The 25,427-nt window shown below is 43.7% G+C and carries 20 protein-coding genes and 1 pseudogene; 19 read left to right on the forward strand and 2 right to left on the reverse strand.

Features of this window, described 5'->3' with window-relative positions; translation table 11 throughout:
* The first annotated feature begins 118 nt into the window (after positions 1-118).
* The 12 genes from HP548_RS04860 (at position 119) to HP548_RS04915 (ending at position 14,984) form a co-directional block, all read left to right on the forward strand.
* Positions 119-1,045 carry a GNAT family N-acetyltransferase gene (locus HP548_RS04860; RefSeq protein ID WP_076291345.1) on the forward strand — a complete coding sequence of 309 codons (927 nt, stop codon included), beginning with the start codon at positions 119-121 and terminating at the stop codon, positions 1,043-1,045.
* Positions 1,046-1,392: 347 nt separating this feature from the next.
* Positions 1,393-2,163: a beta-glucanase gene (gene bglS / locus HP548_RS04865; RefSeq protein WP_099858852.1), complete on the forward strand. Its 771-nt coding sequence runs from the start codon at positions 1,393-1,395 to the stop codon at positions 2,161-2,163.
* A 290-nt stretch (positions 2,164-2,453) separates the two neighbouring features.
* Complete coding sequence (locus HP548_RS04870) at positions 2,454-3,332, forward strand: AraC family transcriptional regulator (RefSeq protein ID WP_175381072.1); 879 nt, start codon at positions 2,454-2,456, stop codon at positions 3,330-3,332.
* Between the two features lie 135 nt (positions 3,333-3,467).
* Positions 3,468-4,421, forward strand: a complete 954-nt coding sequence (locus HP548_RS04875; RefSeq protein ID WP_076291342.1) for an ABC transporter permease — start codon at positions 3,468-3,470, stop codon at positions 4,419-4,421.
* 22 nt (positions 4,422-4,443) lie between these two features.
* Positions 4,444-5,337, forward strand: a complete 894-nt coding sequence (locus tag HP548_RS04880; protein ID WP_063563722.1) for a carbohydrate ABC transporter permease — start codon at positions 4,444-4,446, stop codon at positions 5,335-5,337.
* 72 nt (positions 5,338-5,409) lie between these two features.
* Complete coding sequence (locus tag HP548_RS04885; RefSeq protein ID WP_175381073.1) at positions 5,410-7,053, forward strand: extracellular solute-binding protein; 1,644 nt, start codon at positions 5,410-5,412, stop codon at positions 7,051-7,053.
* A 107-nt stretch (positions 7,054-7,160) separates the two neighbouring features.
* Complete coding sequence (locus HP548_RS04890) at positions 7,161-8,153, forward strand: N-acetylglucosamine kinase (protein ID WP_175381074.1); 993 nt, start codon at positions 7,161-7,163, stop codon at positions 8,151-8,153.
* Positions 8,138-9,445 carry a 6-phospho-beta-glucosidase gene (locus HP548_RS04895; RefSeq protein ID WP_175381075.1) on the forward strand — a complete coding sequence of 436 codons (1,308 nt, stop codon included), beginning with the start codon at positions 8,138-8,140 and terminating at the stop codon, positions 9,443-9,445. Before HP548_RS04890 ends, HP548_RS04895 begins: the two co-directional genes overlap by 16 nt.
* Positions 9,446-10,124: 679 nt before the next feature.
* Positions 10,125-10,241: a hypothetical protein gene (locus HP548_RS33250; protein WP_246317937.1), complete on the forward strand. Its 117-nt coding sequence runs from the start codon at positions 10,125-10,127 to the stop codon at positions 10,239-10,241.
* Positions 10,242-10,581: 340 nt separating this feature from the next.
* Positions 10,582-11,283: a response regulator transcription factor gene (locus tag HP548_RS04905; protein ID WP_076291338.1), complete on the forward strand. Its 702-nt coding sequence runs from the start codon at positions 10,582-10,584 to the stop codon at positions 11,281-11,283.
* Between the two features lie 89 nt (positions 11,284-11,372).
* The gene (locus HP548_RS04910) at positions 11,373-12,719 is read left to right on the forward strand and encodes a sensor histidine kinase (protein ID WP_175381076.1); all 1,347 of its coding nucleotides are present in this window, start codon (positions 11,373-11,375) and stop codon (positions 12,717-12,719) included.
* A gap of 225 nt (positions 12,720-12,944) precedes the next feature.
* Positions 12,945-14,984: a subtype B tannase gene (locus tag HP548_RS04915; RefSeq protein WP_217504621.1), complete on the forward strand. Its 2,040-nt coding sequence runs from the start codon at positions 12,945-12,947 to the stop codon at positions 14,982-14,984.
* A 146-nt stretch (positions 14,985-15,130) separates the two neighbouring features.
* On the opposite strand, the gene HP548_RS04920 is transcribed toward HP548_RS04915, so the two are convergent.
* On the reverse strand, positions 15,131-16,603 hold the full coding sequence (locus HP548_RS04920) for an MFS transporter (RefSeq protein ID WP_175381104.1): 1,473 nt from the start codon (positions 16,601-16,603) through the stop codon (positions 15,131-15,133).
* Positions 16,604-16,752: 149 nt separating this feature from the next.
* Here HP548_RS04920 and HP548_RS04925 point away from each other — a divergent pair, with 149 nt between their 5' ends.
* The 4 genes and pseudogenes from HP548_RS04925 to HP548_RS04940 all read left to right on the forward strand — a co-directional run bounded on the left by HP548_RS04925 (position 16,753) and on the right by HP548_RS04940 (position 19,820).
* Positions 16,753-17,175 carry a MarR family winged helix-turn-helix transcriptional regulator gene (locus tag HP548_RS04925; RefSeq protein ID WP_099858845.1) on the forward strand — a complete coding sequence of 141 codons (423 nt, stop codon included), beginning with the start codon at positions 16,753-16,755 and terminating at the stop codon, positions 17,173-17,175.
* The gene (locus HP548_RS04930; protein ID WP_175381077.1) at positions 17,176-17,352 is read left to right on the forward strand and encodes a hypothetical protein; all 177 of its coding nucleotides are present in this window, start codon (positions 17,176-17,178) and stop codon (positions 17,350-17,352) included.
* 522 nt (positions 17,353-17,874) lie between these two features.
* Positions 17,875-18,187: pseudogene (locus tag HP548_RS04935) on the forward strand (MMPL family transporter); the annotation flags it as partial.
* 613 nt (positions 18,188-18,800) lie between these two features.
* Positions 18,801-19,820, forward strand: coding sequence for an aminoglycoside phosphotransferase family protein (locus tag HP548_RS04940; protein ID WP_217504622.1), 1,020 nt, complete (start codon positions 18,801-18,803; stop codon positions 19,818-19,820).
* A 255-nt stretch (positions 19,821-20,075) separates the two neighbouring features.
* Here HP548_RS04940 and HP548_RS04945 read toward each other — a convergent pair whose 3' ends face one another.
* Positions 20,076-20,453 (reverse strand): MerR family transcriptional regulator, encoded by a 378-nt coding sequence (locus HP548_RS04945; RefSeq protein ID WP_175381079.1) that lies wholly within the window; start codon positions 20,451-20,453, stop codon positions 20,076-20,078.
* 65 nt (positions 20,454-20,518) lie between these two features.
* Here HP548_RS04945 and HP548_RS04950 point away from each other — a divergent pair, with 65 nt between their 5' ends.
* From HP548_RS04950 to HP548_RS04960, 3 genes are all read left to right on the forward strand, one after another.
* Positions 20,519-21,334, forward strand: a complete 816-nt coding sequence (locus tag HP548_RS04950; protein ID WP_343054768.1) for a patatin-like phospholipase family protein — start codon at positions 20,519-20,521, stop codon at positions 21,332-21,334.
* Positions 21,335-21,507: 173 nt separating this feature from the next.
* Complete coding sequence (locus HP548_RS04955; RefSeq protein WP_246317939.1) at positions 21,508-23,967, forward strand: GH39 family glycosyl hydrolase; 2,460 nt, start codon at positions 21,508-21,510, stop codon at positions 23,965-23,967.
* 209 nt (positions 23,968-24,176) lie between these two features.
* The gene (locus HP548_RS04960; RefSeq protein ID WP_076291333.1) at positions 24,177-25,409 is read left to right on the forward strand and encodes a PTS sugar transporter subunit IIC; all 1,233 of its coding nucleotides are present in this window, start codon (positions 24,177-24,179) and stop codon (positions 25,407-25,409) included.
* Positions 25,410-25,427 lie beyond the last annotated feature (18 nt).

Genomic DNA, 25,427 nt, shown 5'->3' on the forward strand with positions numbered 1-25,427 from the left:
TCGATTCGACCATGGCTCCCTTACTTTTCATTGTCGAGCTATTAAATTGGAATGCATATAGGTTGGGCGAAAATACGAAAATGATCATATTAAACGAAGTAAAGAGAGGTTCGTACTTATGACAGTGACGTTTAGAAAACTAAGTGAGCTATCGATGGAGGAAAATGTACGTATTTGGAATCTAGGATTCGAGGGCTATTTTATACAGATGGTCATGACGATTGATGCTTTGATGACCAGGATCGTTAACGAAGGACTTTCCTTGGAGAATTCACTTGCTATTTATGTGGATGGTGAACCTGCAGGGTTTGTCATGAATGGATTTCGTGACGTAGCTGGAAAGAAAGTGGCATGGAACGGTGGGACAGGTATTGCAACTGCGTTTAGAGGACAGGGCATTGGCAGAACGCTCATGTTAAGAAATCTAGAGTTGTACCGAGAACAAGGCGTGGAACTTGCTATACTTGAAGCGCTGACCCAGAATGAGAGTGCGATCAAGCTATATCAGTATGTGGGGTATGAAATTACGGATCGATTAATGATTTTACAACATACGGGTACAATAGATCCCCAATTACTGAAGCGATCTTTTGCGCATTCCTTTTCTATCACCAAAGGATTGCCCCGTGATGTATATGCGCTAGACTTCTATCGAGGTTTATCTGCTTGGCAGACACAATGGCCTAGCATGAAGGAGGGTGAATCTATAATCATTAGACAAGATGGCGAGCCTTTATGCTATGCATTGTATAAGCGAACATTTGATCAAGAGGGTAAGTTGGTAACCATCTCGCTCTATCAATGTGAGGTCCTTCCTGGGCGGGAAGATGCAGAGGAGATTTATAAGCTTGCTCTCAGTGAACTGTTTGCCCCGTTAGACTATGTTTGCAGACGAGGGACATCTAACCTGCGTAAATCCAATCAACCTCTGAACGATCTATTGATAAAATTAGGTTTTACAACAAATGTTGAGCAAGTGCTCATGATGCGAAATATGAATTTTAATGAGATAAAAGAGAAACAGATAGATAATAGTAATATTTAATGACAAATTTTTTAAGCATTCGTTGAAGTCATGATTCAAGAAATAAAGCAACACACATCATTAAGCTAAAGGGAAACGATAGCGCAAAAAAACAAGAAGACAGTCGATCACGATCGGCTGTCTTCTTGTTTAACTAACCGACAGGAGAGTTCATTGGCAATAGCGTCACTATAGCGAAAAACCGTTAAATAGTGCAGTTTAATCATTGAAATGATTGAGATTTACTACATTTTTACATGTAGTATGAAGATGATTCAGAGTGGAATTATTCATTCCGGAATCACAGAAATGCTTAACTTGTCGTGCTTATGTTTTCTTAATTACATTCCAAGGAAGAGGTGTTGTTCATGAAAAAGTTAATGGATTTTAGAAAGAAAATGTCGGCCGTGTTAATGGCAAGTGGCCTGATATTCGCGATGCTGTTACCCATTCAAGCGTCGGCGGCAGACATTGCTTTTAACGAACCTTTAAACGGAGTGAATCCTAATTTGTTCTATACCTCAGATGGATGGGCTAATGGTCCTGATTTCGGAGTGGGCTGGAAGGCGGTTAACCAGGAATTCGTGAATGGAATTATGGCTTTGCGACTTGACAATGCAGGGTGTCCCGCCAGTTGCTCGGGGAAAAATTATGCTTCCGCTGAATATTCGACCCATGTAAAGTATGGCTATGGCCGGGTTGAAGCGCGTTTAAAAGCGGCTTCAGGAGTCGGTCTCGTCACAAGCCTCTTCACGTATTCCGGGCAAGGAACAGGTACATCCAATGACGAAATCGACATTGAAATTTTGGGCAAAGACACGACGAAGATGGAAACTAATTATTTTACGAATGGTGTAGGCCAGCATAGCACGATCATCAATCTGGGGTTTGATGCCTCGCTCGATTTTCATAATTATGCGTTCGAATGGTCGCCATCATTCATTAAGTGGTATGTAGACGGTAAACTGGTCCACACGGAGAATGGATCACGTGGAACACTTCCGACCAGTCCTGGCTATATTATGGTTAATCTATGGTCGGGCTCGGGACCGGCTGAAATATGGACAGGAAAATTCAATTACCCAGGTATGCCGGTTCGTGCCTATTTTGATTGGATCAAATTTAAACCGGCTAACTGACGTTTGACAGATGGATTTTTTAACTGAATTTACAAATAAGATGAAATAATCCTAATGTAACTCTTTACGATACAAGCAGAAGTTGAAGTCCAGAGAGTTAGAAGTGATAAGGTTTATCAGAAGGACATTAAAGAGTTTACTCTGTAGTGAACTTTTAAAACGCTGTCCCGGGAGTAGTGGCTCTTGGGATAGCTTTTTTATTTACAAAAATGGAATATAGATGGTAGAGTTTTTTACAATATATGTATTTGTTAGCGCTTACAATAAAATACGTTGTGGGGGAGTTATGAATGCCATCTATTTTGAGGGAAGAAGTGGTTCCGAAGGAAAAGGTAAAAATGAATAAGAAATATCCAGTTTATATCGGCGACACGATTGGTGTGACTGTCCATTATCAAAAGCTTCATTGGCATAATGTTCTTGAGATTAATTATATCAAATCCGGCACGGGCTACTACATCATCAACGGTCAAAAATTTGATTTCCAGCAAGGAGATGTGCTGCTTATCAATTCGAATGATCTTCACTGCGCTTACGAAACGAAGGATCTTGTCATGACTGTCATTACGTTCGATTCGACCTGGTTTATTCATAATCTCCGATTCGATCCGGAGCTATTCAGCCCGTTCCGCGACATAGACAAACATTACACGAATCTGATCCACCGTGATCATCCGGCCATGGACAGGCTGCGGTCACTTCTTCTTGAACTCCAATTGGAGCATGAGAGGGAGCAGCGTTCCTACACTACCGTTGTATATTCGCTTATACTCCAGTTTCTGACTATAGTAAATCGGGAGTGTCGAATAGAGGGGATTTGCGGTAGTCAACACCTTATCAGTGAGAGGCAGTATGAGAAAATACGTCAGGTGATTATGGTTATGGAACAAAACTTCGCCCATCCATGGACGCTGGAGGAGCTGGCCTCTCTTGTCTATCTCAGTCCTTCAAGGTTCAGCGAAATATTCAAACGTGCGGTCGGCATGCCTCCGATGCTGTACTTGATCCATATTCGACTGGAGCAAGCGGTCATGATGCTGGAGGGAGGTCATATGAAAATAATGGATATTGCCCTGGAATGTGGATTCCGCACGTTGACCAACTTTAATCGACTGTTTAAAAAGCACATCGGCATGACGCCGAAGACTTCACAAAAGCAAAATCCTTAGAAGACAGTAATATAGTGCTATATTTTACTGGTATTAGCAGAGAAATGAACTGGGTCAGGAGATACAATGAAGTGGCAAGTATCTCATGATTATGTCAATAAATCTAACACTAAATTAAAAAAAAGGGGGATGCCAATGCCGCAAGTGGAAATCAGCAGCAAAACGAAGCCGCTTGCTAAGAAAAGTCACCTGCACCGCTTTCTGAAGCAATGGGATATTCAACTTATGGTGCTTCCGGCCATGATGTTTATCCTGATCTTCAGCTACATTCCCATGTACGGAGTGCTGATGGCGTTTCAGGACTACAGTTTATTCAAAGGGTTTCTGAACAGTCCATGGGTAGGCTTCAAACATTTTGACGCGTTTTTCGGGACGCCGGAGTTTTGGACCATTATGCGGAATACTCTCGTCATTGGCATGCTTAAACTGTGCATCGGTTTTCCGGCCCCCATCCTGCTCGCGGTGATGCTCAATGAAGTAGGGAAACATTCTTTCAAAAGAATTGTTCAAACGATCAGCTATTTGCCTCACTTTTTGTCGTGGGTCATCGTATCGGGCTTTGTGATCTCCATCTTGTCTACGGACAACGGAAGCCTAAACATACTGCTGCAGAAGCTGAGTCTTATCGATGAGCCGATTAACTTTCTGTCGGAGCCAAAGTACTTTTGGAGTATTTTGACCGTAACGAATGTGTGGAAGGAGATTGGTTTCTCCTCCATTGTGTATCTGGCGGCAATTGCGGGCATCAATCCCCAGCTGTATGAAGCGGCTTCGATTGATGGTGCGAGCCGTCTGAAGCAGATTTTTTCCATCACTATTCCGTCCATTATGCCAATTATCGTTGTGTTCTCTATTCTGGCTATCGGTAATTTCCTAAATGCAGGATTTGAGGACATATTGCTGCTGGGAGGCAATCCGGTTTTGCGAGATGTCAGCGACGTTCTAGACACCTATGTATATCGAATTGGCATTCAGAACAGCCGATACTCCTACGCAACGGCGGCAGGGCTGTTTAAGGCCATCATCAGCGTCGTGTTATTGTCCGGAGCCAACTATTGGGCTCGTCGATCGGGGAACAGCCTTTGGTAGGAGAGAAGGGAGAGAGATACACATGAGGCTGTCGAATGGGGATCGATGGTTTGTTGGCATAATTTACGTGTCATTGGCTTTGTTTACATTTATTGCGTTATATCCGTTCTGGAACGCTGCCGCCATTTCATTTAACTCCGGGACAGATACGATGCAGGGCGGCATTACATTCTGGCCGCGTGAATTCACGCTTGAAAATTATCATGTGGTGTTTAAGGATGAGCGACTGATTGACGGTTTCATCATCTCGGTGCTCCGAACGTTGCTGGGTACACTGCTCTCCATTGTGGCAACAGCCATATTAGCTTATGGCATTTCTAAACGTGAATTGATGGGTCGCAACTTTTATATGGTAACTTGCATCATAACGATGTACTTCAGCGGCGGACTTATACCCAACTACTTGCTCATTCGGGAGCTAGGTCTGATGAACTCTTTTTGGGTTATGGTCATACCAGGCATTATCAGCGTGTGGAATATGATTATATTCCGGACGTTCTTTAAGGGCATCCCGCCCGGGCTTGAGGAGTCCGCCCGTATCGACGGTTCCTCCAACTGGGGGGTATTCATCCGAATCGTACTTCCTTTATCGGGACCGGTCATTGCTACGCTGTCGCTGTTTACGGCAGTGTATCACTGGAATGATTGGTTTGCGCCAAGTATCTACATATCCAACACGGATCTTTTACCCATTCAAACTAAGCTTCAGCAGATACTTAATGCCAATATCATGATGGAACAGATGCAGAACATGGATGCTGCTGCACAGGGCCGGATGAGCGCGATGAAAACCGTAACTACCAAATCGTTGTCTATGTCGACGATGATGGTGGCAACCATTCCGATCCTCTGCGTCTATCCATTCGTACAGAAATATTTTGTGAAGGGCGTATTAATCGGTTCTTTGAAGGAGTAATTCAAGCAAATGCCGGACAAGGCTTTAAGCGTCCGCTTTGACCATAGATGAATCGCGAAGGGAGCACTCATAATGAAAAAAGGGGAAAAGAACCTACTCACTGGCTTGTCAGTCACACTTATCATTGTCATGGCTTTAATGGGATGTTCGGGTTCAGGAGGTAATACTGCAAGCCAAGAGAAGAATTCCCCAGTCTCGGGGGATACCTTTGTACTGGGAGAGAAACCGCTGGAGTTCTCATTCTACGGCCATTATGACTGGTACACAATGCCGGATTGGGGTAAAGATGCTGCGACGAAGTGGATTAAAGAGAATAAAAAGATCGACGTCGTGCCGATCAGCTCCGGTGGCGTCGCCAAGAACAAGCTCAGTACCATGATCGTCGCCGGTGAACTGCCGGATGTTATATGGATGGATCGTGGAGCGGATGTCGAAAAGCTCCGTTCTGAGGGGATGTTGGTCCCGTTCGATGATTATCTGAATAAATACCCCAATCTGAAAAAGTGGGCTGGGGAGTCTACGCTCGAATTGCTTCGCTCACCTGACGGTAAGCTCTATCAGTTCCCTAACTGGTATACGACGCAGCCAAACGGCAACGCAGGATATCTCGTCAATAAGAAGATTTACGAGGAACTTGGCTCGCCGAGCCTGGAAACACCAGAGGATCTGTACGTCTATTTGAAGCAAGTGAAGTCAAAGTATCCAGATGTCGTTCCGCTGGAGGTTGGTCAAACTGCTGCAGGAGTGGACATCATGGTATCTGCGTTTGCAGAAAATCGCCCACATACATTCAACAGTATGATCGCCGTTCCACAAGGGGATCAACTCGTATCGCTGTTCACGGATCCTGTCTATCGTGAGCTGCTGCAGTATATGAGCCGTCTGTACCGTGAAAAACTTGTCACTCAGGATGCCTTCACACAGAAGCTGGAGCAGGTCGAGCAGAAGGTTATAAACGGCAAAGTAGCCATTTATGTGGCGTCCAGTCCCACCGAGTTTGGCTCCAAGGGCAACAATCTGCTTAAAGCGCAAGACCCGGATGCTGGTTACATCATGGTATGGCCTGTACACAAAGCGGAGTTGGATCGCAACAAGATTTTCCCGGGTGATTATAAACAACTAGGCTGGAATGTCAGCGTCATTACGAAATCGGCCAAAGATCCAGAGGCCATCTTCGCCTTCCTGGATTGGTTCACAGGTCCTGATGGCCAACGTACGATTATGTGGGGGCCAGAAGGATTATATTGGGATGGAACGGACGAGGAGGATATGCCGCTGTTCACCGACAAATTCACAAGCGATGCTAAAGGTCGTGATGAGTTGATGAACGCAACGGTCAACTTTCAATGGAACGGAAACACGGTCTATGTGGATAATTCTAAGATGAAATTCGAGTCTACCCTTCCGCCAGAGAAGCGGAATTTTGAAACGTACTGGCAATCGGAGATTACGTGGAAGACGCAGATGAACACAACGGAGTTCGCCAATCTGGATCCTGCAAGCGATTCGGAAGAAGGCATTATTGCACAGCGCGTGTTTGAGATCTATGAGCAAGTTAGAGCTAAAGCGATAAGCTCCACAACTTCGGATCAGGAAGTGCTTTCGCTTCTGGATAAGGCTGAGGCGGATGCGCAAAAATCCGGTTATGACAAGTTGTTGAAGTACAAAACAGCGAGATGGCAGGAGAATAAGGCGAAAATGGCAGCAGCGAAATAAAAGTCATGGCTGGGAGAAGTCCTTTCGTTAAGATTTTTGCGCGAAGCTTTCGCCCGAAAGTCTTGGCTGGCGGCTTCATTAGCCGGGCGATATAGGAGAGATCACACTTGAATTATTACTTGGGAGTAGACGGTGGAGGAAGCAAGACATTGGCCGTCGTGGCGGACGAAACTGGACGAATATTAGGCAGGGGAATCAGCGGCTGCGGCAATCATCAGCTTGGTGCTGCCTTTGCAGAGAAAAGTATAACTCAGGCCGTTGATGAGGCTTATGCACAGGCGGGGCTTGGCAAAGAGAATATCACTTACGCTACATTCGGGCTTGCGGGAGCCGATCGTGAGGCGGATTTCCGCATATTACGGCCAATAATAGGCGCAATGGGTTTAAAGAAATATCGTATCGTATGCGATACTGTCATTGCCATGAGAGCCGGTACAAGGCAGACGGATGGGGTCGTCCTTATATGCGGAAGCGGGACGAATGGATATGGTGTTAACGTTGCAGGCGAGGAGGTTCAGATCGGAGGCTTCGGTTATGAATTCGGCGATTTTGGCGGAGGCGGTGAACTGGCCGTCGAGGTGTTTCGGACAGTCATTCGTTCATGGGAAGGTAGGGAGCAGCCAACTACATTGACATCGCTTACATTGAAGGCGCTTACCTTCGAAACCGTGGAAGAGATGTACCACCGTTTTTTGGACGATGGAAGAAGGGCGCCACATACTTTGTCGAAACTGCTGTTTCAGGCTGCGCCTGGGGATGAAGTCGCAAGAAAAATATTGGAGAAGCAAGGTTTGGAGCTGGGGAAAGTCGCCAGTGCGGTTATTCATAAACTTGGTATGGGCAATGATTCTTTTGATGTTGTATTGGCTGGCAGCGTGCTAACTCGTGGAGAAGGAGATTATGTGGTTCGGTATATCGAGTCTCAGGTTACTACAGCAGCACCGAAGTGCCGATTGCGAATCTTGGCCCTTGAGCCAGTAGCGGGTGCCATCCTGCTCGCAATGAATGAGAACGGGGTGAAACCAGATTCCACTGTGTATGACCAATTGCACCAAGCACTTGCCGTAAAGGAGAGAAATGTGAAATGGGCACTGGATTAAAGGTCGCTGTTATTGGGGGAGGCTCTTCCTATACCCCTGAGCTGATTGAAGGTTTCATCCGTCATTATGATAGTTTTCCGGTTAAGGATATCGTACTGGTGGATATTCCGGAAGGTCTTCACAAACTCACCGTTGTTGGCGGGCTGGCGAAGCGAATGGTTGAACGAAGCGGACTGCCGATTAGTATTACTTTAACTTTGGACCGCAAGGAAGGACTTAGGGATGCCCATTATGTATCTACACAGATGCGGGTAGGGTTGCTGGAGGCTAGAGCATGGGACGAAACGATCCCATTGAAATATGGAATGCTCGGGCAGGAGACGACCGGAGCCGGGGGAATGATGAAGGCTCTGCGTACCATACCTGTACTCTTGGAAATATGCAAGGATATGGAGATGTTATGTCCTGACGCCTGGCTACTTAATTTCACGAATCCGTCCGGAATGGTAACGGAAGCCATCATGAAGCATTCCAGCATACGTTCCATCGGTTTATGCAATTCCCCAATCGCCGCCTACAAGTGGCTGTCTGCACTTTATCAGGTGCCTGAGGAACGCATCTTTTGCGAGTTTGTCGGGTTAAATCATCTGCACTGGATCAGTCGGATCGAGATTGATGGAAAGTCCAAGATGGAGGAGTTGTTGGACGCAGGGGGGAGCTACTCGGCCAGTAACGTGCCGCAGCTTGCTTGGAACGCTACGCTGATTCGGGCGATTGGCGCTATTCCGTCCTATTATCTGAAATATTATTACCTTCACCGTGAGATGTTGGCGGAGCAGCAGGCTGCCGCAGCCATAGGGGAGACGAGGGCTGAGATGGTCAAGCGCCTTGAGGATGAACTATTTGAGATTTACAAGCGTCCAGAGCTAGTGGAGAAACCGAAGCAGCTGGAGCAACGTGGAGGTGCCTATTATTCCGAGGCGGCTGTTAATCTGATGAAGGCGATTCATACGGATAGCGGAGAGGTTCTAACGCTAAACGTCATGAACGGCGACACTCTGGACTTTTTGCCGGAGGATTCCAGTATCGAAGTGAACTGCGTTGTGACGAAGAAAGGCGCTGTTCCGGTACCGATTACACGAATACCGGATGCCGCAGTCGGCCTGATTCAAGCGGTGAAGACCTATGAGAGTCTGGCCATCGAAGCGGCGGTTTCGGGAAGTAGGGAGAAAGCGCTGCTCGCTCTTAGTTCACATCCGTTGACCGATTCGGTGTGTATCGCAGAAGCGATGCTGAATGAAATGCTGGAGCAGAACCGCAAATATTTGCCGCAGTTCTTCCATGAGAGGTAAGGGAAGTAAGTAATGTAAAGAATATTAATGAACAAGAATATGACTTAACCCTAGGTCAGCTTTAACTTATTAAGATGTCAAGATGTTCATAAATCTCCTTAATTATCAATGTATTGATATTGCAACAGAAAGCATGAATTTGCCTTTAAATTCGTTTAATAAACATAAGAGGAATAGAAATCAGATGATTTCTATCCCTCTTATGTTTCCCAATAACAGTATCTATTCAGATTTAATTTGTAGTTAGACTAACCTGTCATAAGCTACAGCATAATCTTTCTTAAAGAGGTACTTTCTTTTCAGAAAGACAAGCTTGACACGCTAAGTTTTGAACATCCAGCATTGGTGGTTGTCCATACATACGTGCATATTCCCGACTAATCCAAGGATGATCCACAATTCTCCCTTCGCATCTGTTTTCACGAGAAAAGGTCGGTTTTTATTATTGAACGTTTTTAATGTATAGGTTTGATCTGCAGAGGTGCTCTTTGATAAATTTCCGAGCACTTCTGCTAAAATTACTGATTTCCGTTGGTGGGTTGCGTTCACACGGGATGAAATCACAGATGGGTTGTGCTACCGGATATCAGATGAAAAATCTTCAATAAACCTTCCTGAAAGAGTAGCATAAGTTGCTGCTAACAGAAAAATTACGCGTTCACAAATTGCTCTTGCATGGTTGGTTCAAAAGGATGAGGTCACAGCACCAATAATCGGTTCGAACAAAATTAGCCATTTCCAAGATGCGGTTTCAACGTTATCGGTTAAATTAACGCCTGAAGAAATTACAATTTAGAAGAACTTTATATACCGCATCCAGTAGTATAAATTGGATATATATCCTTTACTAAGATATGGTTCTGAATCGGAACAGAGGTGCATGGTTCATTAATCACGAAGTATGCCTTTTCTTTTGGAAGGAACATTATCCACCAGTAGAAGAGGTGAATTACCCAGACTTTGCACGTATCAATGAATTGTCTTTAAAAAAGTTGGATTTACACATAATTACATAATGCAAGTTCTCCCGTTCATTTTCTAATTCGAAATGTATCACTTGACTTTGCAGATATCAAACTAACATGATAAGTAGAGTTATGCATTTGAGATGTTAGTCCCATAATGGAGGAAACAGAATGAGAAAGCCTATTCACATACTTATTTGTGATGACAATTCAACAGTACACGAAACGATTGGCAGTTATTTGACTTCAGAAGGAATGTCATTCACCTCAGCCTATAATGGAAAAGAGGCACTGATATACGCTCGGAACAATCAGCCGGATCTAATCTTATTGGATATTATGATGCCTGAGATATTCGGAACCGATGTATGTAAAGAAATTAGAAAGGAAAGTTCTGTGCCAATTATTATGCTTTCTGCAAGAGGAGATGAGTTGGATCGGATTATTGGACTCGAAATTGGTGCAGATGATTATATTGTGAAGCCTTTCTCACCAAGAGAGGTAGTAGTTCGAATAAAAACGGTTTTACGGAGAGTATTACCTGAGTTAACCGTACTCTCTAAACAAAACAACATTTTTGAATATGAACAGCTCCGAATTGATCTGAACGGATACGAATTGTCTGTCGATGGTCAGCTAATACCAGCAACACCAAAAGAAATTGAAATTTTGTATTTACTTGCTACAAATGCTGGAAAGGTACTAAGTAGGGAACATATCTTATCCAAAGTGTGGGGATACGACTATCTTGGAGATACTCGCGCTGTCGATACGCATGTCAAACGCCTTAGAAAAAAGCTTCCTGAAAACAATAACGGGTGGACTCTGAAATCAATTTATGGAATTGGATATAAATTTGAGGTACACTCATGAAGCCTTCTTTACTAAAAAGAATGTTTGTTTCAATCGCTTTCATTCTTATATCCGTATTCTTGATTGCATTACTCATTGGAAGGGCATTCTTGGAATCCTATTTTATCGAAAACAAGCTATCGGAACTTCAGCCACAGATGGAAATAATTGCAGATGATATCGGAACTAACGGCTATTCATCTACTCGTTTGTCTGAATTAGGTTTTATTATTAAGGCTTATGATTTGCATTCAAAAGAAATGGATGCTTTTACTGATCAGTCCTCCTTGTCCAGAAAAGAAAGGAAACTAAATCTCCCTTTCACTGAGGAGGATATACAGCAGGCAATCAAACCGTATGTCAGTAAAATTCTTTCAGGTGGTCAAGTCGCAATCATCACAAACCTTGAAGTCTTTGGAGGTGACTCGATTCTCATCGGTCAACCCATCCGTAGTGAAGGCCATTTAATTGGCGGACTCTTTCTAATCAAATTGGTCTCGGACTATTCGAGTGCACAAACCGGATTTTATTTTACGATTATACTCACAGCTAGTTTGGCACTAATCCTGACGCTCTATATTATTTATCGAGTTATCCGTTCCATGATTAATCCGATTCTAGATATGACCTCATCCTCCGAAGCTATGGCTAGAGGAGAGTATGGCGTCCGGGTTCAGGAAACAGGTTATGGTGAACTGGGAGACCTCGCCCGATCTTTGAATATCCTTACCTCCCAATTAGAGCAGAATCACCAGGCTTCCCTTAAACTGGAACAGGTACGCCGTGATTATGTGGCGAATGTGACGCATGAGTTACGAACGCCGCTCGCTTCTATTCGGGCGATGAGTGAAACGTTATGCGATAATATGTTGGTTGACGAAGAGGGCAAGCAGCGATTCTATCACTCTATCCTTCATGAATCATTAAGTCTTCAACGTCTTATCAATGATATGCTCGAACTGTCCAGGTTGCAGTCAGGATCTTCGGCCATCCAAAAAGTGAACACTAGTCCAGCCCAACTTATGGAACGATTAAGTACCCGATTTACCGTTTTGGCTGAAGACATGGATATTCGCTTCACGATAACGGAAAACGCTTATCATATGCCAGATTTTTTCGGACATGAAGATCGAATCGAGCAGGTATTCACGATTCTTTTGGATAATGCTTTTAAGTTCACTGAGCCTGAAGGCAAGGTCACTATCGATGCAAACTGGAATGATACTTGTATCTATCTCTCTGTGACAGATACAGGGATGGGAATCGATATGGAGGATCTTCCTTACGTCTTCGAACGTTTCTATAAGTCAGATAAATCCCATGCAGGACCAGGAACAGGATTAGGATTATCTCTGGCTAAGGAAATTCTAACCCAATTGAATGAATCCATTTCGGTCGAGGCTACAGGGACAGGTACTCGCTTTATTTTCACTTTGCATCGGAGTATCAAAAGTTGAATAGGTGTTTGAGCTTTTGAACAAATACATGAAGTAAATGCTTGTTTAGGTCGGCCTTCCCCAGAAATGGACTGGGGAAAGTCGCCCTATTTTTTTGCAATGAAATTTCAGTTGACTCCTAGCTTCGATATTTTGCCACCCTCACGCCACTTTTTCGCCACATTGTTTTGCTAAATTAGGAAAAGGAAAGTTACCTACCATCTCAAATTCAAAAGGAGAATGTATATGAAAACTAAAAAATGGGTTGCTTCATTGCTTGCTCTTGCTCTGATGAGTATGCCGCTAGTTAGCGTAGCCAGTGCGGCAACAAGTACAGAGAACAAATTGTACAGCTTGGATTTTGACACAACGAATTACACGGAGAAGAGCCTAACTTATAACGGTCAAACGATTAAATACCGTGCATATGAGAAGATCGTATACGTGCAGCGTCCGGTTGACACCCAATATGAAATTATGAATATTTATGTCCCAGAAGAATACTTTGAAGGAGGAACGATTAACAACTACACAGCGGACACGGCCCCTATTTACTTCCCTAATACTGTTGCGGGTTACCTTCCTGGTACACCTGGAAGCCCGGGACAAGGAATGGGAGGGGGAGAAAATGCAATCGTTGCACTCTCCAAAGGTTATGTCGTGGCCGAACCCGGAGCACGAGGTCGTACAACACAAGATGAAGATGGCACATATACAGGAAAAGCGCCTGCCGCTATTGTCGATCTAAAAGCTGCGGTTCGCTATCTGCGTTATAACGACGAAGTTATGCCTGGAGACGCCGAGAAGATTATTTCCGATGGTACCAGTGCTGGAGGTGCAATGTCTGCATTGCTCGGTGCAACAGGCAATGACGCGGATTATGAGCCTTATCTAGAAGAATTAGGTGCGGCCGATGAGCGTGATGATATTTATGCATCAGCCGTATACACGCCAATTACTGACTTGGAGCACGCAGATATGGCTTATGAGTGGCAGTTTAACGGAATTAATACAGTTACACCAAGAACATTTGGACTTGCTGCAGGACAGGGTGGACCCCAAACATCAGAAGACGGACTGCCTGAACTTTCGGAAGGTGACTCGCCTGAACTCCCAGAGGGTGGATTACCTGAAGGTGGGATGCCTGGAGGAATGGGAGGAAACAACACCCCCACTAAATTGACCGAAGATGAGATTAAAGTTTCTGACGATCTGAGCGCCATGTTCCCGTCATATTTAAACAGCCTGGGTCTGACAGCACCGGATGGAACGGCATTGACGCTAGGATCCGATGGCAATGGTACTTTTAAGGAATATGTTAAATCCTATGTCATTGCATCGGCTCAAAAAGCATTGGATGAGGGTATTGATCTGTCCGACAAAACTTGGATTACCATTGAAAATGGCACAGTATCGGATATCGATTTCGACCAGTATATTACCTATCTAACAAGAATGAAGTCACCATCTGCCTTTGATGGATTAGATTTGGGTAATGGAGAAAATCAGTTATTTGAAACGGATACCATTGATAATCAGCACTTCACAGAATACGGCATGGAGAATGATACAGCAGGGGGTACAATGGCGGATTCAGAACTTATCAAAATAATGAATCCCCTTAATTATATCGATACCGAAGGAGCGGATACTTCAACATACTGGCGGATTCGTTTCGGTACCAAAGATAGCGATACTTCTCTTGCGGTTTCGACAATTCTCGCAACGACACTGCAAAACAAAGGATACAATGTGGACTTCGCGATGCCTTGGGATGTCACGCATAGCGGTGATTATGACTTGGAGGAGCTGTTTGCATGGGCTGACCAGATTGTTGCAAAGTCCTCGAGTGAGTCTGATGATGATCAATCAAAGACATCTGACAATATCACCGTTAAAGTCAACAATGAGGATGTAGCTGCTTCAACTTATGAGCATGATGGAAGTGTTTATCTGAAGCTAAGAGACTTGGCGATGGCTGTTACTGGGTCAGACAAGCAGTTTGAAATCACTTGGGAGCCGACCAAAAAAACGGTAAACCTGGTTTCAGGCAAATCTTATACGCCAAATGGCGGGGAACTTGCCGGAACAACCTCTTTGGCTTCTGAACAAGTCACGTCAAAAGCATCCACGATTTACTTGGATGGCCAACAAGTTCAATTGACAGCATACATGGTTCAGGGTAATAACTATGTGAAGCTAAGTGAAGCAGCTAACCTATTGAACTTGGATTTGGTGATTGATAGCACTACAAATACCGTAACAATTAACACTGTGGAAAACTAACATTGATATATTTGAAATGAATGAAAAAAGGAAGCCCAAGTAATTGAGGGCTTCCTTTTTTCTGAAATGTTTACTTTTATCCGGATTGCTACGAGGTCAAAAACCTAACATTTGAAAATCATACCATTACTTTTCGATGTATATTATTATCGAGACCGTAAATGTTCACTGCGTAAAGTCCGTTTTGCCGACCATAGCCTCCAACCCGTAAGTACTGCGGCTACTAAGCATATTGAAGCGGAGGTCATGAAGACCACGTGCATGCCTGATAGAAAAAGATCGGGGCGGTCCGGCACAAGTCCTGTAACCCTACGACCAGCCAAGTTGCTCATAACACCAAACAGAGTGGTAGTAGCAACCGTAATTCCCACGACCATGCCCATATTGCGGACGAGCGAGTTAATACTGCCTGCAATTCCGAGTTGGGTTTTGGGGACTTTTGACATTACCAACGAGTTGTTCGGAGATTGAAACAAACCGCTGCCGAGACCGAGCATACCGATCCAACTCCCAACCAGAATAATAGAACTGCCGCTATGGAGTCGAGCAAGTCCGACTTGAGCGATGACCATCACAACGAGTCCTGCGAAAGTGAGCAGTTCGGAACCAATTTTGTCCGATAATGCGCCACTGAGTGGAGCTACGATTACCATGACAATCGGAAACAGCATAAGCAAGAGCCCAGCGTGGGAGGGTGTAAGATTCAAAATACTTTGCGTATAGAACGGTGCGATGATGTTAAAACAAAAGTTGGCCACAAATACCAGAAAGCCGCATAAAATGCTTAAGCTGAACAGCGGATTTTTAAACAGGTCGAGCTTTAGCATGGGTTCTGGATTACGAATCTCAACGAAAAGGAAAATAACAAAAACAATGGCGGAGATGATTAACGCAGCGACGATCCGCATATCCCCATAACCGACCTGCTGCCCGAGCAGTAGACCTGAAAATAAAGCTATGATAAATAAAGGGAATAGTAACCCCCCGGCCTTATCGATACGCACCTTCAGTTTGGTACGATCAGCAGGAAGTACCTTCCACCCAATCACAATCGCGATCAGCCCAACCGGGATATTTACCAAAAATATGTACTCCCAACCCAGTCCGGATACGATAATACCGCCGAGGCTCGGTCCAGCAATGCTGCCAAGCGAGACAAATGTACCGATCAGCCCCAACGCTTTTCCCCGTTCCGTTGTTGGGAAGATGTCTGTAATGATGCCCTGGCTGTTGGCCATCGTCATCGCTGCGCCCAAGGCTTGGAGTAGTCGTGAACCCAGGAGAAACGGCAGGCTGAAGCTGAGCCCACATAGAAGGGAACCAACCGTGAAAATAATCATACCCCATTTGAACACTTTTATTTTACCAACGATGTCTCCGAGCTTGCCGAAAAAGAGGATCGCTGCACAAATGGTCATCAGGTAAGCGGTGACTATCCACTCCGCTTCAGCTACTGTCAGATCCATCTGCTTCGCGATAACAGGCAGAGCAATATTGACGATACTGCCGTCGAGCGTCGACATAAATGTAAATAAATTCAGGACTATCAGGATGATCCAACGTCTTTTCTGGATTACTGGGTCATCTTGATAAGTAATGAAACGATTCTCGTCTTCCAGTTTCACTAAATAATCACTCCTTACTATCGTCAAAATCAATTAGTTGCATTAGCAACTAATTTGGTTTTGATTATACTTGAAGTTAGTTGCGTACGCAACTTGCATGAGGTAAAATTTTTGGATACAAAAGATCTTAAGGAGGTACTGGATTGAAGAAACCTTCGATTGGCAAAATGTTGTCCTACATTCATCGTATTAACCAAAAAGAATTGGCTAGCATATTAAAACCATTTGATATCGGCGGTGGCGGGCACCACAATTATCTTAAAGCCATCTTGTCGAATCCCGGGCTCAACCAGGACCAGCTCACAAATGAAGTGAAGTTCGATAAAGCGACTACGACCCGTTGCGTCAAGCAGCTAGAGGAGGCGGGATACGTTTACCGTTCGGTGGACTCTCGCGATCGTCGTTCTTACCTGCTTTATCCAACGCAAAAAGCGAAAGATTTCGAACCTGTGCTGAAACGGATTTTGGATGAGTTCAGCCTTCAGATGACGAATTGTTTGTCCGAAAGCGATAAACAGCAGTTTGCGGACCTGCTCAAAAAAATTTACGACAGCAAACAGGGTTAGATGATCAAGGTCATAGCAACTGACGAGGATATTACCGGAAAAGAATGGATCATAACCACGACCGGGTATCTGGAAATTGCCCGAGTGAATGCAATCATGATCCCTGCTCTGTCACTCGCAGCCGCGATTTGCCTGATAACCAGTAAACCAAGAACGGCTGAGACAATAAAACATTGAATCGATCAAGGATCCTGCAGGTACACTTATAATCGTAGCTATCGAAATGCGTCCTGTGGATATAGCTACTGCCTGCGCCATTTTGTGTTTAAACACCAAACGAGACCTGTTGCAATAGAGATAGCCTAAAATCCGCCCGCACTAAATCCTAAAAGACTTTGCTTGAGTTGAGCTTCTGGCGATAAGGTATTATGCATGATGCAAAGTATTCTTCGAATTCAACAAAACTATGTATCTTCATTATCGTACTCAACATGAATTCAACACAACACCACGAATAAAGTGTCTCAGTATTTTGATTCCTCCGTCTCTTTAATTCCCTTTACATAGCAGCAGTTGATTCAGCTACATTGTGTTTCTTTGTAAGCGGCTTTTTCCTCAATGTTCGATCATATAAATAAGGTTTTCCGTGATATTCCTATGCATTCTTTTGCTTCTCCTTTTTATGTATATCAACTTTTATCTCCAAATTAGCAACATGACTCTGGAATTCCGAAGCAATTCGTTTACATCTCGCCGCAAGCTATTCTTGAAGCGATGAAAAACTTGGGAACAGTCATTATGTCTGCAGCGGTTATTCTGGGCGGTACGTTTGCGGTAATGCTCCCTTCTGGCGTAATGTCACTCCTGCAGATTGCAACAATTGTGCTTTGTGGACTGTTAAATATACGCTTTGCTCATGCTGTCGCTATTCATTCCCGTTATGGTCCGTTCGTTCGGGCCAGCGAACTGGTGGCCTTTCATGGACCGCAGGACGAATGAGGAGCAAGAGTGTCGTGCTCGCGACGGGAATCAGCTGAAGGAGCAGCATGTCTCCCATGATTCCATACACTAAATAAATAGAAAAGGATTTACCTAGGGCATGTATCAACGGCTCGGAGGTAATCCTTTTGTTTAACGCTGCTCCTCATAAAGCATTTAGAATTTTGACTAGTTCCTGTTTTCAATCTATACTATAGCTAGTTTCAATATAAGGGGGAAGTATCAAGTGTCTGCTGTTGTTCTTAGCTAGTTAATTGCATTAGGTTTATTTCATTTAAATTGCAGAAATCCGCTTATTTAAGTGGTTTATTTTTTCGTGTAATAAAATGGAATAACCCTTGCATTAGTTAAGAACATGGGACATCAACTACTTCTAGTTGACTGCGGAACCGTGCTCTCATGCATGGTTTTTTTTACATTAAGCCTATTTTGACAAGTGTCATTTGTTTGACATTCGGTTGAATTGGACATTATGTTATCCGTTAGTCAATTCTCTACAGGGGCAGAAGATGAACAATTTGTTCATTTTCTGCCCTTTTTTTGTTTTGAAAAATAATGAGGAAGGAAGTGAACTCGAAGGCACGTCGGACACCTATTTGCTTGAGATTTCTTAGGAGTTCAAAAAATTGCTCTATTGAGTAACTTATATTAACTAGATTGGTAGGTAGATTAATTTGGAACATAATATGATCATAATTGCTCAAGGTTTAGCTGAAGAACTACAACGTGGAAAAATACGTCATCTAGAGCAAGGGTATATGACGGATGCTGAACGTGGGTGGTCTGGTGCGGATGTACGTCGTATAGAGGTTACTTATGAAAATGGTCAAAAGGAGAGCGTAATATTTAAAGAAGCTGCCCTAAAAGAACGCATGGCAATGAAAACGTTAACTGACCAGGGCCATCAGAACACGCCCGCCACTTTTTCACTAGATCTAGAAACAGATGAGCCTAGATGGATGGCGATAGAAGATCTGGGTAGTGTTAAATTTCCTCCGCCTGGCGTAGACTGGTCGCCAAGAGTTGCGGAGGCATTAGCTAGAATCCATGCCCTTAATATGCATAGAGGATCGGAGATGCTGTGGCTCCCCCATGCTGACCGTCATTATTGGGAGAATTATTTAGTTACACAAGTGTCTGTGGACCATTTTCAAACGCTTATAGAGCAGAACCCCGAATTTTACAAGGAATTTGGCGCGTATCTGCCATTACTACGTGAAAAAGCCAATGCTTTTGCACGTGATATGGTGGCTTTGTATGATGAGAAGGAAAGCCTGACTCTTACGCATGGAGATTTGCAATCCGTAGACGGTTCCCACATCCATTATTACAAAGGAAAACCCTATTTTATTGATTTCGGATGGTGTTATTATGCGCCCTTTTATATTGATCTGGCTAGTTATTTTAACCTTGAGGATGCCAAAATTTATTACAAGGAATTAATTGCGAACGGTATATCACTCAGCTATGATGATTTTTATGAAAGATTGAGGGCAGCATTTCGTTACTCTGGGTTGATATACTTATATCCCAGTATTAGACAATGGTCTCTCGGGCCTACCGAACTAACGGGTAAACGTCTGCTTCATATGTTGAAGATTATACTTACAGGCGAGTTTCCAGAGCGTAGGATTGATTACTCTAGCAAGCTTTTCTCAGAGCTGCTCAATGAACATAAGAACGGTACACTTCATAAGCTCAATTAAATTGTTTCATAATGAGATTGCTATTTAGTAGTACGTTTGCGTCCCAACAAGCGGGGAAGCTACGGCACTCTCATCAAGATGAAGCTTCAGTCACCTTTTTACTTCTCCAAAAAAGCTGCCAATTCGGCAGCTTTTTTGGATTTTAAACTTGGCAAGTAAGCCTTTCTTAATCATATAAAGAAAGGTACTGAGAATTTAACGGCTATCGAGTCATTCAAATCTGTTAAAAAAGAATGGAAATCAGTTTAGTGGAAATTAATCATGAATTTCTTCATGGCTGATGTTTAAGTTTATTTTGTTGGTTAGCATTTTTCTTAATATCATCTCTGACTGATATAAATCTTCTTTTTGTTTTTCGATTTCGGCTAGTTTACTATATAGCAGCTTAATTTTCTTATCGATCGAAATATCATCACCATTACTGGATTGAATCTCGGTGATTTCCTTCAGGGAGAAGCCTACAGAATGAACTGTTTTGATCATTAACAGATGCTCAATTACATCGGATGAATAATTTCTATAAGTGTTATCGTCTCTGTCTATATATTTCTCAGGAAGCAGATCTTGTTTCTCATAAAACCTGATTGTTGAAACAGCTACTCCAGTTGCTTTGGAAACTTCACTGATTTTCATGAGGGCACCTCAAAATTTTGTCTTGACCCTAAAGATTACTTCATAGTTTATGATCGGGCAGTTGTATTGGGTGGGGGGGAGTCACCGGTATAGCCTGGGAAATCGGAATGCTAACAGGCTTACTCCATGAAGGGATCAATTTAGCAGATGCAGACGCAATTTATGGAACATCTGCTGGTTCATTTGTTGGAGCTGCACTAGCATCTCATTATGATTTAAATAAACTCTATGCATCTCAATTAGTGCCAAATACCGCTGAAGTCAATGCTTCAACTGACATTTTAACTACGTTTTTATGGTTTAGGGCTGTTCTATTGGGTGGAAGCAAACCTAAAAAAACAGGAAAAATGTTTGGAGATATTGCTAAAAGGCACCCCTCTAAAGTTACACAAGAAATGCGGCGATCCGTTGTGAAATCCAGGCTTGTAACAACCGAATGGCCGTCCAATTTAAATGAGACTGCAATCAATGCGACGACAGGTGACCTTCATATACTGAATAAGGATTCGGGCGTTTCTCTGTTGGATGCCGTATCTGCAAGTGGTGCTGTTCCAGGAATCTGGCCGTTTATAAGCTTTGGCGGGCAAGACTGGATTGACGGTGGAATGGTATCAAGCACAAACGCTCATCTAGCAAGCGGTTTTAATAAAGTTATCGTGTTATCACCTATGCCTAATACACATGGATTTATTCCAGGTGTTAAGAATGATGTAGCGAAATTGCAAAAAAGTGCAATGGCCTCACTTATTATACCGGATGGAAACAGCATTGTAGCCATGGGAAAAAATCGTTATGATCCAACTTTTGCACCATCATCGGTGAAAGCTGGTTACGAGCAAGCTATACAAGAAGCCCCAAGTATCCGTGAAATCTGGGAATGATTTTCCGAAGATGGTGAGCATGCCTTTATATTGATTTTATAGCAAAGATGCTTACGATGAGGTGTAGTCTTTTGTTTTATTGTAAACGCTATGTCTATAATAATTTAATACGAGGGGAGGAGAAGTCGATTCGTTATTTATACGAGTTTATACAGCACCAGGACGACCTACCCATGAAGCTCTTTGTAAACAGCGTGAAACATGTTGATTTTCATTGGCATAAGGAAGTTGAAATTGTGTATGTCCTTCAAGGCTCAATCATCATGTATCTGGATCAAAAGCAATATACGCTTTATGAAGATGATGTAATCGTGGTAAATAGTATGTCTGTCCATAAGATTGAACGGACCAATCAAGACAATGTACTTCTGACATTGCAGTTCGGTCCGGAATTGCTGAACACTAATGCGTTTATTTCCTGCAATTCTGCTCTGAATAATGATGAGGATAAATTACGTTTAACTAGCATCAAACAAAACCTCGCTCAAATGGTATGGGAAATCAACAAAAAAACGAAGGGTTATCGAAGCTACACGATAGGCAGACTGCAGACGTTATGTGGATGCCTTTTGCGATATTTTTCCGATGGGACGAATCTGGATGTAGAAGAGAGCAGCAAGGAGTACGATTATAAAAGACTGAACAGGGTCCTTGCGTACATTGACAGCCATTACAGTGAGAAGATTACGCTGCAAGACATGGCTGCTTCCGAGCATTTGAGCTTACATTATTTCTCCCATTTTTTTACCGATAAAATCGGAATCCCCTTCCAAAAATACTTGACGCTCATTCGCTTGGAGAAAGCCCAGGCTCAACTGGCGGGGAGTGAGAAAAAAATCTCGGAAATCGCGCTGGATTGTGGATTCGCCAATGTAAAGCTGTTCAATAAATACTTCAAAGAAAAGTACGGCTGCACGCCTGGCTCCTACCGCGAAGCTTCGCTCGCGCCAGAATTCCCTAATCCGAACCAGAACCGAAAGCCCAAAACGTACGAGGAATCTTCAAGCGGAGATTATTATGAGATGGACACGTTAAACGCGATGGGATCATTGTATCGGTACCTGGACGAGAAAACGGAAACGCAGCAGGTGTTGCTCCCACCAACAAAATCCCTGATGGAAGAGCAACATCTGATCGAGATACGGAAAGACCACACGACAGTTATGTATGAGAAACACTGGAATATTACCATGACTGCAGGCAGAGCTGCAGAAGGCTTGCGCGAAGATTGGCGGAGGCAGCTGGTCGAATTGAGGGCACGAATTCCGTTTCGCTATATCCGGTTTCATGGCATATTCAATGATGAGATGATGGTGTACAGCGAGAATGAGGATGGAACACCAGTCTACAACTGGTCTTACGTGGACAAGCTTTATGATTTCCTTTTGGATCAGGGGATCCGGCCATTTGTGGAGTTAAGTTTCATGCCGAGCCTACTTGCGAGGTCCAATGAAACGATATTTCAGTGGAAAGGGAATATCAGTCCACCATCCGATCCCGCCCGGTGGGAAGCACTTGTCAGTGAATTCATTCGCCATTGTTTGAATCGATACGGAGCGCAAGAAGTGAAGAAATGGTATTTCGAAGTGTGGAACGAGCCTGATCTGGCAGGAGTTTGTTGGGCAGGGAGCAAGGAAGAATACTTTGCTTTTTATGAATCCACCGTTTGTGCCATCAAATCGGTGTTGATTGAACTGAAAACGGGAGGCCCTGCCATGGGTTATGGCTCCCTCTGGAACGATACTTGGACTGAAGAGTTTTTGTCATATTGCCAAAAGCGTGAGGTGCCTTTAGACTTCTTTTCGTTTCATATTTATTCGGAGTATCCGAAACTTAAAATTGATGAAGATCGTCTAACGAAGATTATGCCGCCTTCTTTTTATAAGGAAAGCATTGAACGTTTACGGGAAAAAATGAATGCATCATCGTATGGCCATGTTGAGCTACATGTGACGGAGTGGAATTTTTCACTGTATGACCGAAACTTGCTGCACGATACGATGTTTATGGCTCCTTTTGTTATCTACCACACTATGAATACGCTAGGCGACGTAAAGGCGATGGCTTTCTGGTCCTTTACTGACGTATTCGAAGAAAGCATCGTTCCTGCTTCTCCGTTCTACGGAGGATTTGGTCTGATCAATCGCGACGGGCTGAAAAAGCCGGCGTATTATGCGTTTGAGCTAATGCAGAAGCTGGGGGACGAGCTGCTAGTAAAGGGAAACGGTTATGTCGGAACTCGAAAAAGTGATGGAAGCATGCAGTTCCTGTTTTATCACTACGTACATGTTGATCAGCTATTTGCGAGTGGAGATTGGTCGGAATTATCTGATTCATCGCGTTATGACGTGTTTGAGGAAAAAGGAATCAAGGCATTCGAACTTTCGCTACATATGCTCTCAGGAACGTATAAATGCACCAGTTATCGACTGGATCGGGAGCACGGATCGGTATTTGACGAGTGGATCCGTATGGGTTCACCAGATTCGTTAACAGCAGAAGAGATCTCCTATTTAAACGGCAGAAGCGGTCCGGTAATCCGGTCAGAAATCGTGCAGGGTGAACATTGGCGTAGAGATATTTTGCTCCCGCCGCATGGTATAACGCTACTTACGCTCGATCGGCAGTACTAAATGATTGCGCAATCCACAACTGAAAGCATCCTTTCCGCAAGGAAGGGGTGTTTTTTGTTGTTTAATTCCAACAGAAGCAGACAAGATAGAACTAAAGGCATGAAGAGGACAAAAAACGAACCAAGATGCGGCAAGTTACAACAAGAAAGCGTTAACATAAAACTTTATACTATGGTTATAGCAGCTAAGAGGAAAGTAGGGGAGTTTGAATGAAACGTTTTATGAAATGGATGACAGAATCGTTTGCGCCCAGATTGGAGGCGTTTACGAACAATATTTGGGTTTCGTCGATTCAAGAAGCGATCATGGTCGCTATCCCGATGATTTTTATCGGTTCGATCATTACATTAATTTCGATTTTGCAGGATTTCATTCCGGGAATGCCGGACCTGACACCCATAACGACGTTCAGTTTTGGTTTGTTGGGTCTGTTTATTGCTTTTTTGACGCCGTATGTAGTCATGGAAAAAAAGGATCGCCACAAAATTAAGCTGCTTGCGGGGATGTCTGGGGTCTCCCTGTTCGTTATGCTTCTTAATCCGAGCGTGAATGAAGATGGAACCATTCAGTTCATCCTTGAACGATTTGGTCCTTCCGGTATGATTACGGCGCTTTTGGTGGGGGTTTTTGTTGCGCTTGTCATGAATGTATGCAATAAATTCTCGTTTTTCAAAAAAGGATCATCTCTTCCCGAGTTCATCATGGATTGGTTCGACTTTCTCGTCCCGATTGCTTTGGTGTTAACTTCTGGATGGTTGCTCGTATACCAGCTTCATTTCGATATCTTTGCACTGATCGTAAGCGTGTTTGAACCCATCAATGCCATGGGGCAAAGCCTGACTGGGTTTGTATTGTTTAACTTCATCGGGGTAGTTCTGTATTCCTTCGGCGTAAGTCCATGGGTCATGACACCAATCTGGTACGCCATATGGATACCTGCAATCGAAGAGAATGCCGCTCTCGTCGCAGCAGGACAAGATCCAGTCAATATCAACACCTTCGAAACCTTCTTCTCCGGCTGGCTTGGTATTGGGGGAATGGGTGCGACCTTGCCACTCGTCGTCTGGTTCCTGCTGGCAAGATCGAAAAAATTAAAGTCTGTCGGTAAGGCGACGATTATCCCTTCCTTGTTCAATATTAACGAGCCAGTCGTGTACGGAGCACCTATTGCTTTCAATCCGCTTCTTATGGTACCGATGTGGATCAACGGACTGATCACGCCGATTATTGTGTATTTGGCGTTAGATATGGGTTTTGCAAGAATTCCGAGCCAAATTTTTCAATTGTGGTATACGCCAATCGGACTGTCTACCTACATTATGTCCGGCGTCAACGGACTCATTTTGCTGGCGATAATCCTGCTGATTGTATTCGTTGTCTGGTTCCCGTTTTTCAAACTATATGATGCACAAGAACTGAAAAAGGAACAGGAACAAAACTGATTAAAAAGGATGGATTGA

Source organism: Paenibacillus taichungensis (assembly GCF_013359905.1).
GTDB classification, from domain to species: domain Bacteria; phylum Bacillota; class Bacilli; order Paenibacillales; family Paenibacillaceae; genus Paenibacillus; species Paenibacillus taichungensis.

Bases quoted from the DNA above. Each gene is read 5' to 3' on its own strand.
- HP548_RS04860 (WP_076291345.1), top strand. From the start codon at position 119: ATGACAGTGACGTTTAGAAAACTAAGTGAGCTATCGATGGAGGAAAAT.
- bglS (WP_099858852.1), top strand. From the start codon at position 1,393: ATGAAAAAGTTAATGGATTTTAGAAAGAAAATGTCGGCCGTGTTAATG.
- HP548_RS04870 (WP_175381072.1), top strand. From the start codon at position 2,454: ATGCCATCTATTTTGAGGGAAGAAGTGGTTCCGAAGGAAAAGGTAAAA.
- HP548_RS04875 (WP_076291342.1), top strand. From the start codon at position 3,468: ATGCCGCAAGTGGAAATCAGCAGCAAAACGAAGCCGCTTGCTAAGAAA.
- HP548_RS04880 (WP_063563722.1), top strand. From the start codon at position 4,444: ATGAGGCTGTCGAATGGGGATCGATGGTTTGTTGGCATAATTTACGTG.
- HP548_RS04885 (WP_175381073.1), top strand. From the start codon at position 5,410: ATGAAAAAAGGGGAAAAGAACCTACTCACTGGCTTGTCAGTCACACTT.
- HP548_RS04895 (WP_175381075.1), top strand. From the start codon at position 8,138: ATGGGCACTGGATTAAAGGTCGCTGTTATTGGGGGAGGCTCTTCCTAT.
- HP548_RS04905 (WP_076291338.1), top strand. From the start codon at position 10,582: ATGAGAAAGCCTATTCACATACTTATTTGTGATGACAATTCAACAGTA.
- HP548_RS04915 (WP_217504621.1), top strand. From the start codon at position 12,945: ATGAAAACTAAAAAATGGGTTGCTTCATTGCTTGCTCTTGCTCTGATG.
- HP548_RS04930 (WP_175381077.1), top strand. From the start codon at position 17,176: ATGATCAAGGTCATAGCAACTGACGAGGATATTACCGGAAAAGAATGG.
- HP548_RS04940 (WP_217504622.1), top strand. From the start codon at position 18,801: ATGATCATAATTGCTCAAGGTTTAGCTGAAGAACTACAACGTGGAAAA.
- HP548_RS04945 (WP_175381079.1), bottom strand. From the start codon at position 20,453: ATGAAAATCAGTGAAGTTTCCAAAGCAACTGGAGTAGCTGTTTCAACA.
- HP548_RS04955 (WP_246317939.1), top strand. From the start codon at position 21,508: ATGAAGCTCTTTGTAAACAGCGTGAAACATGTTGATTTTCATTGGCAT.
- HP548_RS04960 (WP_076291333.1), top strand. From the start codon at position 24,177: ATGAAACGTTTTATGAAATGGATGACAGAATCGTTTGCGCCCAGATTG.